The 18,519-nt window shown below is 31.7% G+C and carries 17 protein-coding genes; 6 read left to right on the top strand and 11 right to left on the bottom strand.

The window, feature by feature from the left end; translation table 11 throughout:
• Positions 1–45 precede the first annotated feature (45 nt).
• Positions 46–1,614 (top strand): protein adenylyltransferase SelO, encoded by a 1,569-nt coding sequence (locus tag P0R33_RS23370; protein ID WP_276173498.1) that lies wholly within the window; start codon positions 46–48, stop codon positions 1,612–1,614.
• Between the two features lie 131 nt (positions 1,615–1,745).
• Here P0R33_RS23370 and P0R33_RS23365 read toward each other — a convergent pair whose 3' ends face one another.
• Both P0R33_RS23365 and P0R33_RS23360 read right to left on the bottom strand, forming a co-directional pair.
• Positions 1,746–2,714 (bottom strand): YpdA family putative bacillithiol disulfide reductase, encoded by a 969-nt coding sequence (locus P0R33_RS23365; RefSeq protein WP_276173497.1) that lies wholly within the window; start codon positions 2,712–2,714, stop codon positions 1,746–1,748.
• A 1-nt stretch (position 2,715) separates the two neighbouring features.
• Entirely contained in the window at positions 2,716–3,189 is a 474-nt protein-coding gene (locus tag P0R33_RS23360) for a CYTH domain-containing protein (RefSeq protein WP_276173496.1), read from the bottom strand.
• Between the two features lie 184 nt (positions 3,190–3,373).
• Here P0R33_RS23360 and P0R33_RS23355 point away from each other — a divergent pair, with 184 nt between their 5' ends.
• Both P0R33_RS23355 and P0R33_RS23350 read left to right on the top strand, forming a co-directional pair.
• Positions 3,374–4,285 carry an OmpA family protein gene (locus tag P0R33_RS23355; protein ID WP_276173495.1) on the top strand — a complete coding sequence of 304 codons (912 nt, stop codon included), beginning with the start codon at positions 3,374–3,376 and terminating at the stop codon, positions 4,283–4,285.
• 16 nt (positions 4,286–4,301) lie between these two features.
• Positions 4,302–4,847, top strand: coding sequence for a hypothetical protein (locus tag P0R33_RS23350; RefSeq protein ID WP_276173494.1), 546 nt, complete (start codon positions 4,302–4,304; stop codon positions 4,845–4,847).
• Between the two features lie 146 nt (positions 4,848–4,993).
• Here the strand turns inward: P0R33_RS23350 and P0R33_RS23345 are convergent, their stop codons facing one another.
• From P0R33_RS23345 to P0R33_RS23320, 6 genes are all read right to left on the bottom strand, one after another.
• Positions 4,994–6,055, bottom strand: a complete 1,062-nt coding sequence (locus P0R33_RS23345) for an o-succinylbenzoate synthase (protein ID WP_276173493.1) — start codon at positions 6,053–6,055, stop codon at positions 4,994–4,996.
• An 82-nt stretch (positions 6,056–6,137) separates the two neighbouring features.
• A complete protein-coding gene (locus P0R33_RS23340; protein WP_276173492.1) occupies positions 6,138–7,376 on the bottom strand; it encodes a hypothetical protein in 1,239 nt (412 codons plus the stop codon).
• A 210-nt stretch (positions 7,377–7,586) separates the two neighbouring features.
• A complete protein-coding gene (locus tag P0R33_RS23335; protein WP_276173491.1) occupies positions 7,587–8,264 on the bottom strand; it encodes a metal-dependent hydrolase in 678 nt (225 codons plus the stop codon).
• A 29-nt stretch (positions 8,265–8,293) separates the two neighbouring features.
• Positions 8,294–9,256 (bottom strand): 1,4-dihydroxy-2-naphthoate octaprenyltransferase, encoded by a 963-nt coding sequence (gene menA / locus P0R33_RS23330; protein WP_276173490.1) that lies wholly within the window; start codon positions 9,254–9,256, stop codon positions 8,294–8,296.
• A 162-nt stretch (positions 9,257–9,418) separates the two neighbouring features.
• Positions 9,419–10,252, bottom strand: coding sequence for a 1,4-dihydroxy-2-naphthoyl-CoA synthase (locus P0R33_RS23325; RefSeq protein ID WP_276173489.1), 834 nt, complete (start codon positions 10,250–10,252; stop codon positions 9,419–9,421).
• Between the two features lie 787 nt (positions 10,253–11,039).
• Entirely contained in the window at positions 11,040–11,891 is an 852-nt protein-coding gene (locus P0R33_RS23320) for a S1-like domain-containing RNA-binding protein (RefSeq protein WP_276173487.1), read from the bottom strand.
• 157 nt (positions 11,892–12,048) lie between these two features.
• Between P0R33_RS23320 and P0R33_RS23315 the strand changes: the two genes are divergently transcribed.
• Positions 12,049–13,395 carry a M20/M25/M40 family metallo-hydrolase gene (locus tag P0R33_RS23315; RefSeq protein ID WP_276173486.1) on the top strand — a complete coding sequence of 449 codons (1,347 nt, stop codon included), beginning with the start codon at positions 12,049–12,051 and terminating at the stop codon, positions 13,393–13,395.
• A gap of 44 nt (positions 13,396–13,439) precedes the next feature.
• Here the strand turns inward: P0R33_RS23315 and P0R33_RS23310 are convergent, their stop codons facing one another.
• Together P0R33_RS23310 and menD are read right to left on the bottom strand one after the other, a co-directional pair.
• On the bottom strand, positions 13,440–13,781 hold the full coding sequence (locus P0R33_RS23310; protein WP_276173485.1) for a DUF2853 family protein: 342 nt from the start codon (positions 13,779–13,781) through the stop codon (positions 13,440–13,442).
• A gap of 88 nt (positions 13,782–13,869) precedes the next feature.
• Positions 13,870–15,531 carry a 2-succinyl-5-enolpyruvyl-6-hydroxy-3-cyclohexene-1-carboxylic-acid synthase gene (menD, locus tag P0R33_RS23305; protein ID WP_276173484.1) on the bottom strand — a complete coding sequence of 554 codons (1,662 nt, stop codon included), beginning with the start codon at positions 15,529–15,531 and terminating at the stop codon, positions 13,870–13,872.
• 177 nt (positions 15,532–15,708) lie between these two features.
• Here menD and P0R33_RS23300 point away from each other — a divergent pair, with 177 nt between their 5' ends.
• Both P0R33_RS23300 and P0R33_RS23295 read left to right on the top strand, forming a co-directional pair.
• Positions 15,709–16,884, top strand: coding sequence for a thioredoxin fold domain-containing protein (locus tag P0R33_RS23300; protein ID WP_276173483.1), 1,176 nt, complete (start codon positions 15,709–15,711; stop codon positions 16,882–16,884).
• A gap of 14 nt (positions 16,885–16,898) precedes the next feature.
• On the top strand, positions 16,899–17,396 hold the full coding sequence (locus P0R33_RS23295) for a GNAT family N-acetyltransferase (protein ID WP_276173482.1): 498 nt from the start codon (positions 16,899–16,901) through the stop codon (positions 17,394–17,396).
• Positions 17,397–17,553: 157 nt separating this feature from the next.
• Here P0R33_RS23295 and P0R33_RS23290 read toward each other — a convergent pair whose 3' ends face one another.
• Positions 17,554–18,132: a glutathione peroxidase gene (locus P0R33_RS23290; RefSeq protein WP_276173481.1), complete on the bottom strand. Its 579-nt coding sequence runs from the start codon at positions 18,130–18,132 to the stop codon at positions 17,554–17,556.
• Positions 18,133–18,519: the final 387 nt, after the last annotated feature.

Here is an 18,519-nt window from a genome sequence, read left to right as displayed (position 1 = left end):
CGTTTAATCTGTATAATCTGTGGCAAAAAAAAGAAATAAAACAAAATGAAAAATCTTAAAATAAATAATCGATTTACAACAGAATTACCAGCTGATCCAGATTTGACAAATGAAATTCGTCAGGTAAAAAATACGCTATTTTCTTATGTAAATCCGACAAAACCTTCCAATCCAAAATTAATTCATGCTTCAGAAGAAGTTGCTGAATTGGTTGGGATTTCTAAAGATGAAATTCAGTCTGAAGAATTTTTGAATACTTTTTCAGGAAAAGAAATTCATCCTGAAACACAGCCTTATGCGATGTGTTATGCGGGACATCAATTTGGAAATTGGGCTGGACAATTAGGCGATGGACGAGCAATTAATCTAACTGAAGTTGAAAACAATAATCAGTTTTTTACGCTTCAATTAAAAGGTGCTGGAAAAACGCCATATTCTAGAACCGCAGATGGTTTAGCTGTTTTGCGCTCATCCATTAGAGAATATTTATGCGCCGAAGCAATGCATAATTTAGGTGTTCCTACTACTCGATCGCTTTCACTGATTCTTTCTGGAGATCAGGTTTTAAGAGATATTTTGTATAACGGAAATCCTGCATACGAAAAAGGAGCAATTGTTTGTAGAGTTGCGCCTTCTTTTATTCGTTTTGGAAGTTTTGAAATGCTTACTGCCAGAAATGAATTAAAAAATTTAAAGCAATTTGTTGAGTTTACAATCAAACATTATTTTCCTGAAATTACTGGTGAACCAAAAGAACAATATTTGCAATTTTTCAAGAAAGTTGCCGATACAACTCGTGAAATGATTTTGCATTGGCAACGTGTTGGTTTTGTTCATGGCGTAATGAATACCGATAATATGTCGATTCATGGAATTACAATCGATTATGGTCCTTATGGCTGGTTAGAAAATTACGATCCAGATTGGACTCCAAATACAACAGACAGCCAAAATAGAAGATATCGTTTCGGAAATCAGCCTCAAGTCGCTCAATGGAATTTGTTTCAATTGGCCAACGCACTTTATCCATTAATTAATGAAGCTGCTCCTTTAGAAAAGATATTAGATTCTTTTATAATTGATTTTGAAGAAGATTACAAAGTGATGTTTTTAAGTAAATTAGGGATATTCATTTCAAGTGAAACTGATGATAAAATCATTAAAGGTTTAGAAGAAATTCTCCAATTATCAGAAACCGATATGACAATCTTTTTTAGAAATCTAAGCCAAATTAAAAAACAAGATTCTGTTGAACAAGCGTTCGAAAAAATTGAATACGCATTTTATTTGCCAGAAGAAATTAAAGATAAAAATCTTGAAGCATGGCAAAAATGGCTTTCGGTTTATTTAAAAAGATTAAACGCTGAAACGTTTTCTGATGAAGAACGCGCTTCAAAAATGAATCTTATAAATCCGAAATATGTTTTGCGAAATTATATGGCGCAATTAGCAATTGACGCAGCAGATAAAGAAGATTATTCTTTAGTTGATGAATTATTTCAGCTTTTAAAAAATCCGTACGATGAACAACCTGAATCTGAAAAATGGTTTGCCAAACGTCCAGATTGGGCAAGAACCAAAGTAGGCTGTTCAATGCTTTCTTGTAGTTCATAAAAGTTTTTTTGCCACGAATTACACCAATTTACACTAATTTTTTTAAGGAGTCGAGATTTATACTTTTTTAATTTCACTCACACTAATAAAATTAATTCGTGTAAATTGGTGTAATTCGTGGCTAACTTTTTTTACTTAGAAGTAATATAATCCACAATCATACTGGCGTGAATTCTTGAATTTTCAATAAACCACTTATGTGTTTGCATTCCGCCGCAGACAACGCCTGCAAGAAATAATCCTTCAATATTTGTTTCCATGGTTTCAGGATTGTAATTTGGAATTTTTAAGTCATCATCAGAAAGTTGGATTCCGATGTTTTCTAAGAAATTTAAATCTGGTTTATAGCCTGTTAAAGCCAACACGAAATCATTTTCAATTGTAATTTTGCCCTTTGGAGTTTCAATATCAACCTCATTTTCTCTGATTTCAGTAATATTAGATTCAAAATAAGCTTTGATGCTTCCCTCTTCAATTCGGTTTTCGATATCTGGTTTTACCCAATATTTCACACGATTGTTGATTTCGTTTTTACGAATAACCATTGTAACCTCGGCTCCTTTTCTCCAACATTCCAAAGCCGCATCTACTGAAGAATTATTGGCTCCCACAACTAGAACTTTTCTAAAAGCATATTCGTGAGCTTCTTTATAATAATGACGAACTTTTGGAAGGCTTTCTCCTAAAACATTCATTTCAATCGGAATATCATAAAATCCAGTTGCAATCACCACATTTTTAGATGAATAGTTTTGCTTATCGGTTTTAATTTGAAAAACACCTTTTTCTTTTTGAACATCGATTACTTTTTCAAACAAATTGATATTAAATTTAAAATAACGATGGATATTTCTGTAATATTCTAAAGCTTCTTGACGCCCAGGTTTTGGCGCTAAACAATTAAATGGGATTTCGCCAATTTCTAATCTTTCTGCTGTTGAAAAAAAAGTCATGTACAACGGATAATTGAAAATGCTGTTTACAATCGCTCCTTTTTCAATAATTAAATATTTTAGATTTTTCTTTTCTGCTTCTATCGCACAAGCCAGACCAATTGGTCCGCCTCCTACAATAATAATGTCGTATGTTGATTCTGTCATTTTATTTTTGCCAGTCTTTAAAAGGATTTTTACTTAAATAGGCGTTATAATATCTTTGATCGTTTGTTACTTCTTCACCAAGCCATTCAGGTTTCTCAAAAACTTCATCTTCAGAATTTAATTCAATTTCTGCCATAACTAAACCTTCGTTTTCTCCATAAAACTCGTCAACTTCATAAACATGAATTCCTGCTTTAATTTCGTACCGAGTCTTTTCGATTTTTCCTTTTTCGCAAAGTTTCAAAAGCTCTTGCGCTTCATCTAGCGGAATTTCATTTTCCCATTCAAAACGAGACATACCGCTGTTTTGACCTATTCCTTTTATAGTTATAAAGCCTTTATGACCTTTAATCCTAACTCTAACAGTACGCTCAGGAACAGAACTTAAATAACCTTGAGCAATTTTATTCTGTGCAAAAGCTTGAGTTTTAAAGTCGTCAGATTTTACCAGAAATTTTCTTTCTATTTCGACCATTTTTTGATTTGAATTATTTTTTATGCAAGTTACTCATTTAAATTAAGAGGTTGTAAAACAACAAAATCAAAAATATGTTAATTCAATTTTTGAAAAACAAAACCAAAACATTAAAATAACTGATTATTAATACGTTACCTATTAATTTTTTAGTTAAATTTGAGAGAATCTAAACTCATCATCTATGTCTAAAAAAGCACTTTATCTATTAGGCATTGCGATAACCATTATTTTAGGTACATTTTTATACCTAAAATTCTGCTGCAACTGCTCTGACAAAACAACAACTGATGATGCTCCTAAAATAGTTTCCCCAGCTGTTCAAGAGCCAAATTTTGTTCCGTTTGTATTAAATGGTTCGGGAATTGAATATCAGACACATGATAATCTCAAGTTCCTTAAAAACAGCGCCATTCTCGTAATGCCTGTAAGCGATTCTGTAACAACTGGTATCGAAAAATTGAAAGCTTTCTTGTCTTCAAACCCGAAACAAAAAGTGACAATAACCGGTTATGCCACATCTGACGAAAAGAATACCACGACTTTTGAAAATCTAGGTTTAGCTAGAGCAAATGATGTCAAGAATTATTTTGTTTCAAAAGGAATGTCAGAAAATCAATTTAATACAAAAGGAGAAATTCTAGAGAAATGGAAAATGAGTGCAGATACTCTTCTTGGACCTGCTGATTATTCATTTGATACAATCGACTCTACTTCAACCGTTAGTAACGAATCGAGTGCATTAAGAGATAAAATTAATGCAGATCCGTTAGTTCTTCATTTTAATACAAATCAATCCCGACTAAATTTAAGTGATGCAGAAAAGCAAAAAATCACTGCAATTTCTCAATATCTAGAACAAGTTAAAGATGCTGTTGTTCTAGTTGTAGGGCATTCAGACAATGTAGGAAATCGTGATTCTAACATCATTTTAGGTCAAAAAAGAGCTGATTTTTCTAAAAATTATCTTTCTAAAAACGGTATTGATGCGGCAAGAATTGAAACGCAATCTAAAGGTCCAGATGAACCTATTGGCGATAACAATACTTCTGAAGGAAAAGCAACAAACCGAAGAACAGTCATTACAATTAAATAATTAAAAACATACGATCATGAACATACCTTGTATCTTAATACCTGCTCTAGTAGGCCTTATATGTGGAATTTTAGGTTATTTACTAGGAAAAATGAATTCAAAAAATGATGATTCGTTAGCATTGTCTTTACAAGCTGATTTAGATGCATGCAAAGCAAATACTAAAAATTTAAACGCTAGAATTGCTACTTTAGAAGCAGATTTGGCAGCAAAAGCAAAAGTAACAACTCAGTCATTTGCGGCAGCTGCTCCAACTCTAATTCCGTTCGATGCCACTTTGGCAGCAAATGTTTTAGGCAAAAAAATAAAAGAAAACGATTTGAAAATTGTTGAAGGAATCGGACCAAAAATAGAAGCTTTATTTAATAATGCAGGAATCAAAACTTGGCATGAATTATCTCAAGCATCAACTGAAAAATTGCAATCTATTTTGGATTCTGGTGGAGAAAATTATGCCATACATAATCCAAGTACTTGGGCAAGACAAGCTTTATTGGCTTATCAAGGAAAATGGCAGGAATTAAAAGATTGGCAAGACAGTCTTTTAGGTGGAAAAGAGTAAATATAGGTTCAGAGGGACAGAGTTACAAAGAGACAAAGTTTTCTCTTTTGTGTTAGACTCTGTCCCTTCTTTCATTTAATTTCTCTCTTATCTAAAATCATAAAAAAACGCACGTAGTTTTAAACCTCTGCACCTTCGAACCTTTGTTACTTTGAACCTCTGTCACTTTGAACCTTAAAAAAAGAATCCCATTCTTTTTCTAAATTATACCAAAGTTGTCCATTTATTACTTCCAATGGACAATCTATATTATTTGTATATAAAGCTCCGGTTCCTAAACCTTGAGGCATTTTAGAATTTAAAGTAAATGTCCATTGAGAAATGGCGTTCAGTCCGATGTTGCTTTCTAAAGCAGAAGTAATCCACCAGCCGATATTATATTTATCTGCTAAATCTATCCATTCTTTTGTTCCTTTGAAACCGCCAATAAAACTTGGTTTCAAAATAATATATTGTGGTTTGATTTCTTGCAGTAATTTTTCTTTTTCTTCGAATGAAAATACGCCAATCAATTCTTCATCTAAAGCAATTGGAAACGGCGTTTCTTTGCAAAGTTTAGCCATTTCTAAAACGTTACCTTTCTTTATCGGCTGTTCTATACTATGAAGCTGAAATTGATTTAGTTGATTTAATTTATCTAAAGCTTCACTTTTATCAAAAGCACCATTTGCATCGACTCTAATTTCAATTTCTTCTGGCGAAAAATGACTTCTAATAAACTGCAATAATTCAAGTTCTTTTTGAAAATCAATCGCTCCAATTTTAAGTTTTATACAATTAAAACCAGTTGCTAATTTTTCTTCAATTTGTTCTTTCATAAAAGAAGCTTCTCCCATCCAGACTAAGCCATTTATGTTAATAGAACTTGTTTGTTTAGTAAAATCGGATGGAAATAAAAGATATGGATTTTCGCTTTTTAAAGATAGAAAAGCCATTTCGATACCAAACTGAATTGACGGAAATTCTAATAAAGAATTCCAAAGTTCGGTTTCTCCCAAATGAATATTATTACAAGTCCATTTTAGTTTTTCTTCATAATCTGGGCGGTCATCAGCGCTTAAACCTCTTAAAATTCCGCATTCGCCAATTCCTTTTTTACCATTTTCCTCCAGAATAATAAACCAAGTTTCTTTTTCGGTCATAACGCCTCTCGAAGTTCCGGAAGGACGTTTAAAATTGAGTAAATATTTATGGTAAGAAGCTTTCATTTTTTTTTAAGATGCTAAGTGCTAAGATACTAAGTCGCTAAGCTTAAAAAAGACTTTAAGAAACGCTTCATATCTCAGAAAATTAATTATACAATTTTAATATTCTTTCGAAATCTTTTGATGGAAGTCCCGCTTTTTCAAATGCAGCAAAATCGAGTTTTGTTTTTGCAACCCAGCTTAAACTGTCTGTTACGTTTTGCGTTTGGTATTTTTTGTAGATTGCTTTTGCCGAACTGTAATCACCGCTCACCAAATAAGTATGTGCCAAATTTAGTTTAATCATCAATTCGGTATCATCTAGTTTTTCGCCTTCTAATAAAACTTTTAATGCTTTTGCATATTGTTTTGTCAAAATGTAGCAATATCCTAATAAACTGTAATCTAATGCCGTAGCTTTTCCTTCGTTTACAATTGTGTTTAATTTTGGAATTGCTTCATTGTATTTTTGAGTTTTTATTAGGGAAGCTGCTTGCGTTCTTAAATCATTGAAAACATTTTTAGAAATATCAGCATCTTTATAACAGGCATTCCCAAAATCTTTGTACACTTTTGTTTTTTCAACAGCTAGTAATTTCTGAAACTCATCATAACGATATTGTTTCATAATTTTATTTAAAATACAAACACAGAAATCGTCTGAATTTGCCATTTTTTGAGCCATTGTCGAAGTTTTACACAAACTTATAATTTCGTTTTTATTGTCTTGGTTCCAGCCACGGCTCAATTTGGTGTCAACCCAAGGCACAACTTCTAAAACCACTTTTTGACTTAAAATCCAATTTTTACTTTCAAAACCAAACCAAATAGTGCTGATATTTTCTTTAAGGCAAGAAGATCTATTTACCGACAATCTTTTAGCGTCTTTGCTAACAGGTTCAGCCTGAGAGTAACATGCTTTGTCTATTTTACCATCTGCAACGTATTTTTTAGCATTTTCATTTGAGGTAAAAATCGAATATGTACATTCATCATCTCCAGAAATTTTCGACATCAAAAAAACTGCTCCAGCAGATCCCTGACTTACTCCTGTTGGATCTGGAATAGATTTTAATAAAGAAACTAGACTGTTTGCCATTTCTTGATTTTTATCTAAAAGTGTGATTCTATATACGATTTCTGTAGTTCCAACTGGTAAATCTTCTGTTGGTATCGAAATTCTATCTCGCGCAGGAACCATAATTTCTTTGGTTGTAGCACGCTCTTTGTCCCAATAACCATCTTTTTGAGCAAAAGCGTTAAAAGAAAAAGCAATAAAAAGAGACAGTATTATTTTTTTGAAAGTTGAATTTTGTGAGGATGTTTTAATTGCCACAGATTTCACAGATTAAAATGATTTTTATTTTAAAAACTTCACGAAATGAATAACATAGATTGTGCCAAATAACTTTCTTATAAGATTGAGCGCTTAGTCCCAATTTCTTCAGTGCTTATAATTTAATTGAAGCTGGTAAATTATATTTTAGATGATTATCCTATTTTAGGTAATTTTTATTCCTTAAAATAGGATAATCAAAAGTAAAAGTAGTTTCTATTATAATTCTATAGATTCTCCGATTTGTAAAAGCATCAAATCTTTTCCTTTATCAAAAAACTTACGAATAGCTTCTTCGTGATTGATTTCAATGTAACCAAAAGTATCAAAATGGTAACCCAAAATTTTATCACATTCTACAAAATCTGAAGCAATAATAGCATCTTCAACGTCCATTGTGAAATTATCTCCAATTGGAAGAATTACTAAATCTAATTCTGTACGAAGCGGAATTAACTTCATATCATAAGTCAACGCAGTATCTCCAGCGATGTAAATATTTTTGTGCTCGCCTTCGATAACAAATCCACCAGGATTTCCGCCGTAAGATCCGTCTGGAAAACTACTTGAGTGAATTGCAGTTACATATTTTACATTTCCAAAATCGAATTTCCAGCTTCCGCCGTGATTCATTGGGTGCGAGTTAAAACCTTTCTTCGCATAATAACTTGCAATTTCTGCGTTTGAAACAATAACTGCATTTGTGTTTTTTGCAATCGCTTCAACGTCTAAAACGTGGTCGCCGTGTGCATGTGTCAGTAAAATGTAATCTGCTTTTAGCGAATTAATATCGATTGCTGCGGCTTGTGGATTTCCTGTAATAAAAGGATCTACAATAATATTTTTTCCTCCAACTTCAATTCCTAATGAAGCGTGTCCGTAAAATGTAATTTTCATTTTTTTTACCTTTTAAAATTAGTGGTATTTTATCTTCCTCCTAAAAACAAGTTTACAATAATATCTGAAATCAACGAGATCATACAAACTGTCAATAAGATTGAAAGTAAAAATGTGCTTAGTGCCAGTTTTTTCAATTCTGGATCCAATAATTTTGGATTTTGATTTTTATAAACCGTAATTAAATGTTTTGTTAATGGAATATAAGCCAATAAAAACAGATACTGATCAAAATTGTAATCGCTCAAAACAGCAAAAACAATTACTAAAATCATTGCAGTAATTATTAACGTGTAGTGATAAACTTTTGCATTTTCGGCTCCAATTTGCACTACAATTGTATTTTTTCCTGCTTTTTTATCAGATTCCTGATCGCGCATATTGTTTAAGTTTAAAACTCCAACACTCAATAATCCAATTGAAATTGCTGGAAGAATTAAAAGCGGATCAATTTCTTTAGCATACAAAAAGTTAACACCTAAAGTGCTTACTAATCCAAAAAAAACAAATACAAATACATCTCCAAATCCTCTATATCCGTAAGCAGAATTTCCAACTGTATATCGAATTGCCGATACAATTGCGGCAATTCCTAACAATAAGAAAAAGATTGAGTAACCAAAATTGTCTTTTCCGAAAGCAAAATAAATCAAGATTATGGCTGATAATAAAGTCAATAACGACGTAATGATAATGGCTTTTTTCATTGCCTGAGGCGTAATAACGCCACTTTGTATAGCACGCTGCGGCCCAACTCGATCTGCGTTATCAGTACCTTTTACTCCATCTCCATAATCATTCGCAAAATTGGATAATACTTGCAAACCCAATGTTGTTAATAGCGCGAAACCAAAAACTTTCCAGCTAAATACTTCGGTTGGCGTGTTAATAGTTTCTGTTGGATTAGACAATGCGTAAATACTTCCAACTATAATTCCAGAAACGGATAAAGGTAATGTGCGCAATCTTGCGGCTTCAATCCAATGTTTCATTATTTTTAAATTTTAGATTTTAGAGTTTAGATTTTAGATTATTTCAACTTGTGTTGAATTTTATTAATCTAAAATCTGCAACCTAAAAAGTATTGTTTTTAATTTAAAATCAGATCTCAGTTTAGATAAAATCTAAAATCTGCGATCTAAAATCTAAAATATTTATGGCAACCATTTATTTTCACCAAAGTTTGGTTTTCTTTTTTCTAAGAAAGCATTTCTTCCTTCTTTAGCTTCTTCGGTCATGTAAGCTAAACGAGTTGCTTCTCCCGCAAAAACTTGTTGTCCGACCATTCCGTCGTCTGTTAAGTTCATGGCAAATTTCAGCATTTTTATAGAAGTTGGCGATTTCTGAAGGATTTCTTGAGCCCATTCGTAAGCGGTAGCTTCTAATTCGTCATGGGGAATTACAGCATTTACCATTCCCATTTCAAAAGCTTCTTGCGCAGAGTAATTTCTACCTAAAAAGAAAATTTCACGTGCTTTTTTCTGACCGACCATTTTAGCCAAATATGCCGAACCGTAACCACCGTCAAAACTTGTTACGTCAGCATCTGTTTGTTTAAAAATAGCGTGTTCTTTACTTGCAAGCGTCATATCGCAAACTACGTGTAAACTATGTCCACCACCAACAGCCCAGCCAGGAACAACAGCAATTACAACTTTTGGCATAAAACGAATTAAACGCTGTACTTCTAGAATATTCAAACGATGTTGTCCGTCTTCTCCAACATATCCTTGATGTCCGCGCGCATTTTGATCACCACCACTACAGAAAGAATAAACTCCATCTTTAGTCGAAGGACCTTCAGCAGAAAGCAAAACTACTCCAATTGAAGTATCCTCTTGTGCATCATAAAAAGCTTGGTATAATTCTGAAGTAGTTTTAGGACGGAAAGCATTTCTAACATTTGGTCTGTTAAAGGCTATTCTCGCTACTCCATTACATTTTTTATAGGTTATATCTTCAAATTCTTTGGCTGTAATCCAATCCATTTTGATTTTTTTGTTTAAAATAATTATAGCGTAAAAATAAGGCATTTTTCCTATTTTACCTACTCAAATTACTTTAAGTCTTTAGCAAATTATCTAGCAATGTTAACAATTGGTATTTACTTACAAAAAATAACATTTTTTAACATTAGTTTAGAAAAATAATAATTAATTTTACACCCTAGAAATCAATAAGATACATTTTATTTATCAGATTTCAGATTGATTTTCTTTCACTGATTTATTAACCTAAAAAATGATTTTTTTGAGAAAATTTAAAAAATTTGTCGCTCATTTTTTTAGGGTTTTAATTAATAGACCTCAAAACAAGGAGCAAATGATTTATGTGTTAGTCGAAACTTCAAAGAGAAAAAAGTAACACCTAAGGTTAAAAGTTAGAATTGTATCTATAATTAGTATATAAATGATAACGAAAGAGGAAAAGTACTAATTCACACTTTCTAAAAGTTATTTTATAAACCAATGGTTAAGCCGTGAAATTATCTTTTTGCTTTTAAGATTTATGCATCAAATTATTTAAAAGACATACCGTCGATAGGGTAATTTCTAAAATTTATAAAGCTATTATCCTGAGAGGGATTCGAATTATTTTATTTCTGTTTTTTTTTAATTACAATTTTTTTTAAAACTAGAATAAAAAGCGAAAGGCTGCTCGTAATGAGCAGCCTTTTGTGTTATAATAATTTTGCTAGCGCAAAATAAATTTCAAATTTTTAAATTCCAAAAATTATAGATTACACTTGGAATTTGGAATTTAAAATATTGGAATTTAATTTATAAGATAGATTCCGTCTTCCTTGATTTCTATTAGTTTTTCTTTGTATAAAGAACCTATTGCTTTCTTAAATGATTTTTTGCTCATTTTCAAAACGGTCTTAATATCTTCTGGATGCGAATTATCATTCAAACGAAGAAAACCTCTGCTTGCTCTCAATTCACTTAAAATTTTCTCAGCATTTGGTTCGATACTTTCAAAACCTTGTGCTTGAATTGCGACATCAATTTTATTGTCAGGACGAATGTTTTTTATAAATCCGCGCATTCTGTCTCCAGTTCTTATCGAATCGTCATAAACTTCATCTTTGTATAAAAGGCCTTTATGCTGCTCGTTTATAATTACATTGATTCCCATATCAGTAATATGAGAAACGATAATATCAACTTCTTCTCCCTTTTCAACTGTCAGCTTATCATTGCTTAAAAACTGATTTGTTTTGCTTGAAGCTACTAAACGATTTGTTTGTTTATCCATGTACAGATAAACTAAATAACGTTTTCCTTTTTCCATCGGACGCGCTTGTTCTTTAAAAGGAACAAGAATATCTTTTTCCATACCCCAATCCATAAAAGCCCCGACATTATTAATATAATTCACTCTTAAAAGAGCAAATTCATTTAATAAAATATAAGGAACTAAAGTTGTTGCAACTGGTCGTTGTTCGTGATCCAAATAAACAAAAACAATCAGTTCTTCTCCAATTTCAAATACTTTTGGAACATATTTATTTGGGAGTAAAACATCATGAATCCCATCCGGATCGCTTTCAGGATTTCCTAAAAACAAACCAACTTTGGTATCACGCAATATAGTTAGGGTATTGTATTTTCCTATTTCTAGCATTTTCTAAATATTCTAAGTTGATATACAACTAAGTTTGTGAGGTGCAAAGGTACGAAGTTTGAAAATGGTAAAACAAAAAATGTTTTAGATAAAAACACTTTATAGACTAATCAATTTTTAGTTAAATTTGGAAATATCTATAATTAATCCCAAATCAATGAAAAAGACTGTACTTTACTCCATTTTTTCTTTTTTAGTTTTTACACAACTTTCTTTATCGCAAGTTGCTGAAGATCCAGAAATAAAGAAAATGATTAGCGAAATCAAAACTGAAAATCTTGAAGCAACTATTCATAAATTAGTTTCTTTTGGAACAAGACATACTTTAAGCGATACTAAAAGCAAAACAAAAGGAATGGGCGCTGCTCAGCAATGGGTTAAAAGTGAGTTTGACAAAGCTGCTCTCGAATCTGGCGGAAGATTAACGGCAACTATTGATTATTTTACTGCAAAAGCAGATGGCAAAAGAATTCCCGCCGACAGTTATATAGGAAATGTAATGGCAACTCTAAAAGGCACAGATCCTACCGATGATCGTGTTCTTATCATAAGCGGACATCTAGATTCTCGTGTGACTGATGTAATGAATGTTAAATCTAATGCTCCTGGCGCTAACGATGACGGTTCTGGAGTTGCTGCCTTAATTGAATTAGCAAAAGTGATGAGTAAAAGATCTTTTTCTGCTACCATTATTTTTGTAGCTGTTACTGGAGAAGAACAAGGACTTATTGGTGCACGCTATCTTGCTGAAAAAGCAAAAGCTTCTAATTGGAATATCATGGCAATGCTTAACAACGATATGATTGGAAACAGCTTATCTAGCGGTACAAATTTGAGAGATAATACTCAGGTTCGTGTTTTTAGTGAAACTATTCCATATTTAGAAACTGAGGAAGAATCAAAAATGCGAAAAGCAACAAGCCGAGATAATGACAGTCCGTCGAGATTATTGGCGCGTTACATTAAAACTACTACAGAGCAATACGTAGATCAGTTATCGGTTAAATTGGTTTATAGAAATGATCGTTTTCTTCGTGGTGGAGATCATACGCCATTTAGCCAAAACGGATTTACAGCAGTTCGTTTATGCGAAATGAATGAAAATTTCGATCATCAGCATCAAGATTTGAGAACAGAAAACAATGTAGTTTATGGAGATCTTCCTGAATTTATGGACTTTGAATATCTAAGAAAAAATACTTGTGCTAACTTAGCTACTCTGGCAAATTTAGCATCATCGCCAAAATCACCTACAAATGTTGGAATCGAAGTAAAGAAACTTTCTAATTCTTCTACGCTTATTTGGTCTGCTCCTGAAAAGGCCCCTTACGGTTATCAAATTTTAATGAGAGAAACGGCGTCTTCTCATTGGGAAAAAACTTTTTTCACAAAAGAAACTCAAATTGAAATTCCATATTCTAAAGACAATTACTTTTTTGCCGTACAATCTGTAGATGCTTTAGGGCATGCAAGTCTTCCTGTATTTCCTATTCCGATACGATAAAATAGAAAACAAAAAGCGCCTTAATTGGCGCTTTTATTTTTTAGCTATTTGTAGATACTTTCTTTCTTGAAATGTAATGTCAACAAATAATATACTACAGCTCTGTATTTGTGCTTATTAGATTTTCCGTATTTCTCTAAAACAGAATGAATTGCTTCTAATAATTCAGGTCCGTCTTTTAAACCTAATTTTTTAACTAAAAAGTTGTTTTTCACCGTATCCAATTCAGATTGCTGACTTCCAGCTACAGTTGACGAATCATCATTATAGATTGATGGCCCGCATCCAATTGTTACTTTAGTAAGTAGATCCATATTTGGAGTTACTCCACACTTTTCTTTTAAATCTGCTGCATACTTGAGTATTAACTCGTTTCTTTTGCTCATAATGCTTATTATATTGGTTATTATTATACGCCAATATTAAAACATATTTTAAAGCAAAAATAATTTTTAACAATATTTAACTTACAAACTATATTAATTGTTTAAAATACTGTTTCAGAACTTTATCATTTTCTGTTGTTGGAGTAAAAATTTCTAAAATCACGGGAATATCATTTTGACTATACATTTCCTGAATACCATTTTGTAATGATTTTTCGTCAGAAGCTTTTAAATAATTAAATCCATACATCTTAGCCAAATGTTCAGCAGTTAAATGGTGAGAAGTTTCGAAATAAGTATTAAAAACAGGCTTTTCTTGATGTCCAGGGAGGATTCTAAAAATCCCTCCTCCTCCATTATTTACAATAATGATTTTGAAATTACTAGGGATGTACGCATTCCAAAGCGCATTGCTGTCGTATAAAAAGCTAATATCTCCTGTAATGAAAATTGTTTGTTTTTCATTTCCAACTGCTGCTCCGATTGCTGTAGAAGTACTTCCATCGATTCCGCTGGTTCCACGATTGCAAAAAACTTCAATTGATTCATCAATATCAATTAATTGGGCGTAACGAATCGCAGAACTATTACTAATTTGAAGCTGGCTGCTTATAGGAAGAGATTCTATTACTTTTTCAAACACTTTAAAATCTGAAAAATTTATTTGACTTAAATACTCTTTTCTTTTATTTAATCTCGACTTATAAACAGTATCGATGTTTTTGAAATAATTACTTTTTACAAAAGATGTTTTAGAAAGCAAATCTTTGAAAAAATCATTTGGTTGCATTTCAAAATGTTTAGTCAATGCACCAAACGTATCATAAGCACGAAGCGTATCAATATGCCAATGATGTTTTGGTTTGTATTTTCTTAAAAATCCTTTGATTCTTTTTGAAACTACCATTCCACCAAAAGTCACTAAAACTTCAGGATTAAATGCTGCAAAATCAGAATCATCAAAAGGCGTAATTAAAGTATCAATTGAATTAATAAAATTTGGATGATGTAAGTTAGACGTAGTTTCTGTCAAAACCACAATTGAAGGATCTAAAGCTAGATTTTCGATAATTTCTTTTTCTATAACATTAGCTTCATTTACTCCGACTAAGATTAATTTTCGCTTGGCATTATTCCAAACAGAAATAATTTCATCACTGTTTCTGATCACTTTTTCAGTAACTTCTTCAACCTGATTTGTAATTTTTGGTTGCACCGAAAGCTCTTCTGTAGTTTCATATAATGGTTCTTCAAAAGGAGCATTAATATGAACGGGACCTTTTAATCGAATAGCAGTTTCTATTGCTAAATTGATTTTTAAATCATTTTCATCTGAAGCATCTTCTGTCAAATTAGCATTAAAAACAGAATGATTTGCAAAAACATTTTCTTGACGAATGGTTTGTCCATCGCCAATATCTATTTTATTCTGCGGACGATCTGCAGAAATCACAATTAGCGGAATCTGGCTGTAAAAAGCTTCTGCAAAAGCTGGGTAATAATTTAACAAAGCTGATCCAGAAGTACAAACAACTGCAGTTGGCTCTTTGGTTTGCTGAGCAATTCCTAAAGCAAAAAAAGCGGCACAACGTTCGTCTGCGATGCTATAACATTTAAAATTAGAATTTTGAGCAAATCCGATGGTTAAGGGTGCATTTCTAGATCCTGGAGAAATAATAATATTGACAATCCCTTTGGCAGATAAAATTTCGATAATGCTTTGTGCAAGCGCTATTTTGGGGTAAATCATTCTAGTCGTGTATTACTTTTTTAGAAAGAAAATCTGTAATCTCGATTTTCTTCATGTTGCATACAAAGTTACAAACTTCGCAGTTCATTTAAATTATAATTAGGAATATATTAAGGCTCTTTCCCGAAAAAGGAAATATATTTGTAAAATCGAATAATTAATAAAAGCCAACTCGATATGCGTTTCTTACTTATAGCCTTTTTAGCAGTCACTTTTCAAACCGTTATTTCTCAAAATCAATTTGTTCCTGTCGATATTCCGTACAAAACTGCTTTAGAAACGGCTAGAAAAGAATCTAAACCTCTTTTTGTAATGTTATATGCAGATTGGTGTCCGCATTGCAATTTGATGAAAAGCGAGGTTTTAAACGATTCTGCCGTAAAAGATTTCTTGAATAAGAATTTTATCTGTACTTATAAAAATATTGAAAAAGAAGAAGGAATTGCTTTAAAGGATAAATTCAAAACCAAATCTTTGCCAACTTTCTTGTTTTTAGATTCTAACGAAAATTTAATTTATGCTTTGAAAGGAGAAATGAAAAAAGCAGAATTTTTAAATGAACTTCAATATTCTCTAAATCCAAAAATGCAATTGCCTTATTTAGAGAAAGAATTTATGGCAGATCCAAGTAATTCTGATAATTTTTTCACTTATTTGAATACTTTAAAAAAAGGAAAAGACAGAACAGAATTATCTCCAGCAACGCATATTTATTTAAATACACAATCTGACAAACAATTAATTAGCGAGTTGAATTGGAGAGTTATTGCAAATGGTGTTACAGATATTAAATCGAGAGAATTTCAGTTTGTTTTACAGCATCAAAAAGAATTTGCGGCTGCAGCTTCGCAAAGCAGAGTTGATAAAAAGATTGAAAACATTGTAAATGAGTTGCTTCGTCCGCTTGTTGATAATTTAGATACTGTAAATTATTATAAACAAAGAGAAATTGCCAAATCTATACGTCTTCAAAAAACAGATTCTTTGGTTTTTAAATATGATTTAACTTTGGCTGAAAGAACTGAAAAATGGGACTTTTATAAAAAAGTAACTCTTGAAGACACTCAAAAATTAGTTTGGAACGACGCTAGTTTCTTAAAGGAAATTGGAAACACCTATTTCAAACATATTAACGATACAGAAAGTTTAAAAAAAGCTATTTTTTGGGTTAATCATTCCTTAGAATTAAATAATTCTTATGATGGAAGTTTATTAGAAGCTAAACTTTACAACAAAATAAAAGACAAAAAGAAAGCTTTAGAATATGCTAAAAAAGCCAAAACCATTGCAAAAGAAATGGGTTGGGATTCTAAAGAAACCGATTTGCTACTAACAGAACTAAACAAAAAATAATATAATAATTACCAATGAGCATTATTTTAAGACCGGCAACTGAAAACGATTTACAAAAAATACTAGAAATTGTAAATCATTCCATTTTACATACAACAGCCAATTATAGCTACGAAATTCAGACTCTAGAAGTTCAAAAAAAATGGTTTGAAGATAAAACAGCTAAAAATCTTCCGATTGTTGTTGCTGATTTAGATGGCGAAGTGGTTGGTTTTGGAAGCTATGGACAATTTCGCGAAAAAATAGGCTATCAATATACTGTAGAACATTCTGTTTATGTAGTCGATAACATTGTTGGAAAAGGAATTGGTTCTAAGCTTTTGACAGAATTAATTCATTTGGCAAAAGAACAAGGCTATCACGTTATGATTGGCGCTATTGATGCTGATAATGCTGGAAGTATTGCTTTTCACGAAAAATTTGGCTTTGTTGCAACTGGAACAATCCGCGAAGTTGGTTATAAATTTGATCATTGGCTAGATTTGGTTTTTATGCAGTTGATTTTGGTGTAAATTAACCGCAAAGACCGCAATGGTTTACGCAAAAGTTCGCAAGAATAAATTTTAAAAAACTTTGCAACTTTGTCACTTTGCCTCTTTGAACCTCAAAAAAAAATCCACAAACTTGAATCATCAATTTTGTGGATTTTTTGGTTTAGATAGTTATAGTTTAACTTTTAATCCAATTAATAACTTCCGGATCTGTTACTAAAGTTCTTGGTTTAATTACTTTTACCAATTCTCCTTTTTCATTGATCAAATATTTTTGAAAATTCCATTCTACTTCAGAATCTTGCAAACCGTTTTTAGATTTCTCTGTCAAGAATTTATAAACTTCGCACATATCGCTTCCTTTTACAGAAACTTTGTTCATCATCGGAAAAGTTACACCATAGTTTTGCTGACAGAAAGTTTCAATTTCTTTAGCAGTTCCAGGTTCTTGCGAAGCAAAATTGTTTGCCGGGAAACCTACAATTACAAAACCTTTATCTTTATATTGTTTGTAAATAGCTTCTAAATCTTTGTATTGAGGTGTTAAACCACATTTTGAAGCCGTATTGACAATCATGATTTTTTTGCCTTTCAAAGATGCAAAGTCAAAAGTATCTCCTGATAAATCTTCAACTTTAAATTGATAAATTGTTTCTTTTGCCATAATTTCTTTTTTTGGTTTATGACTCGTTTGAGCCTGAACTTGCGAAGCTATCATAAATAATGCGCTCCAAACTAAAATTGCTATATTTTTCATCTGATAATTTTTTATAAAATTAGCTAAAATACATTTCATTAAAACTATTTTCTAGTCACAAATTTTGCCAATCAAAAGTTAAATAAAAAATGAAGCCTAACGTTAATCAGACGTTAGGCTTCCCCCCATACAAACAAATCAAACCATGAATTAATTATTATGCAATCTTTTATATATAATGTATTTTATGCTTTAAAAAGTTGATGCCTCGGTTATTGTGAAAATCTTTTTAACCCCTAAATGCCACACTTGTTTCAAAATATTTTCAAATGGCTTGTATTTATCTAATCTAAACTCTTTGTAATTGTTGTGACATATTAAAAAAATCTTCGGTCTGGAAGTCCGAGTGCATCAACTATTAAAAATCACTAATATCTTCTTATCTTT

It is taken from the genome of Flavobacterium sp. YJ01, assembly GCF_029320955.1.
Taxonomy (GTDB): Bacteria; Bacteroidota; Bacteroidia; order Flavobacteriales; family Flavobacteriaceae; genus Flavobacterium.
The sequence above is the reverse complement of the archived record's forward strand: the minus strand, read 5'-3'. Positions and strand labels throughout refer to the sequence as shown.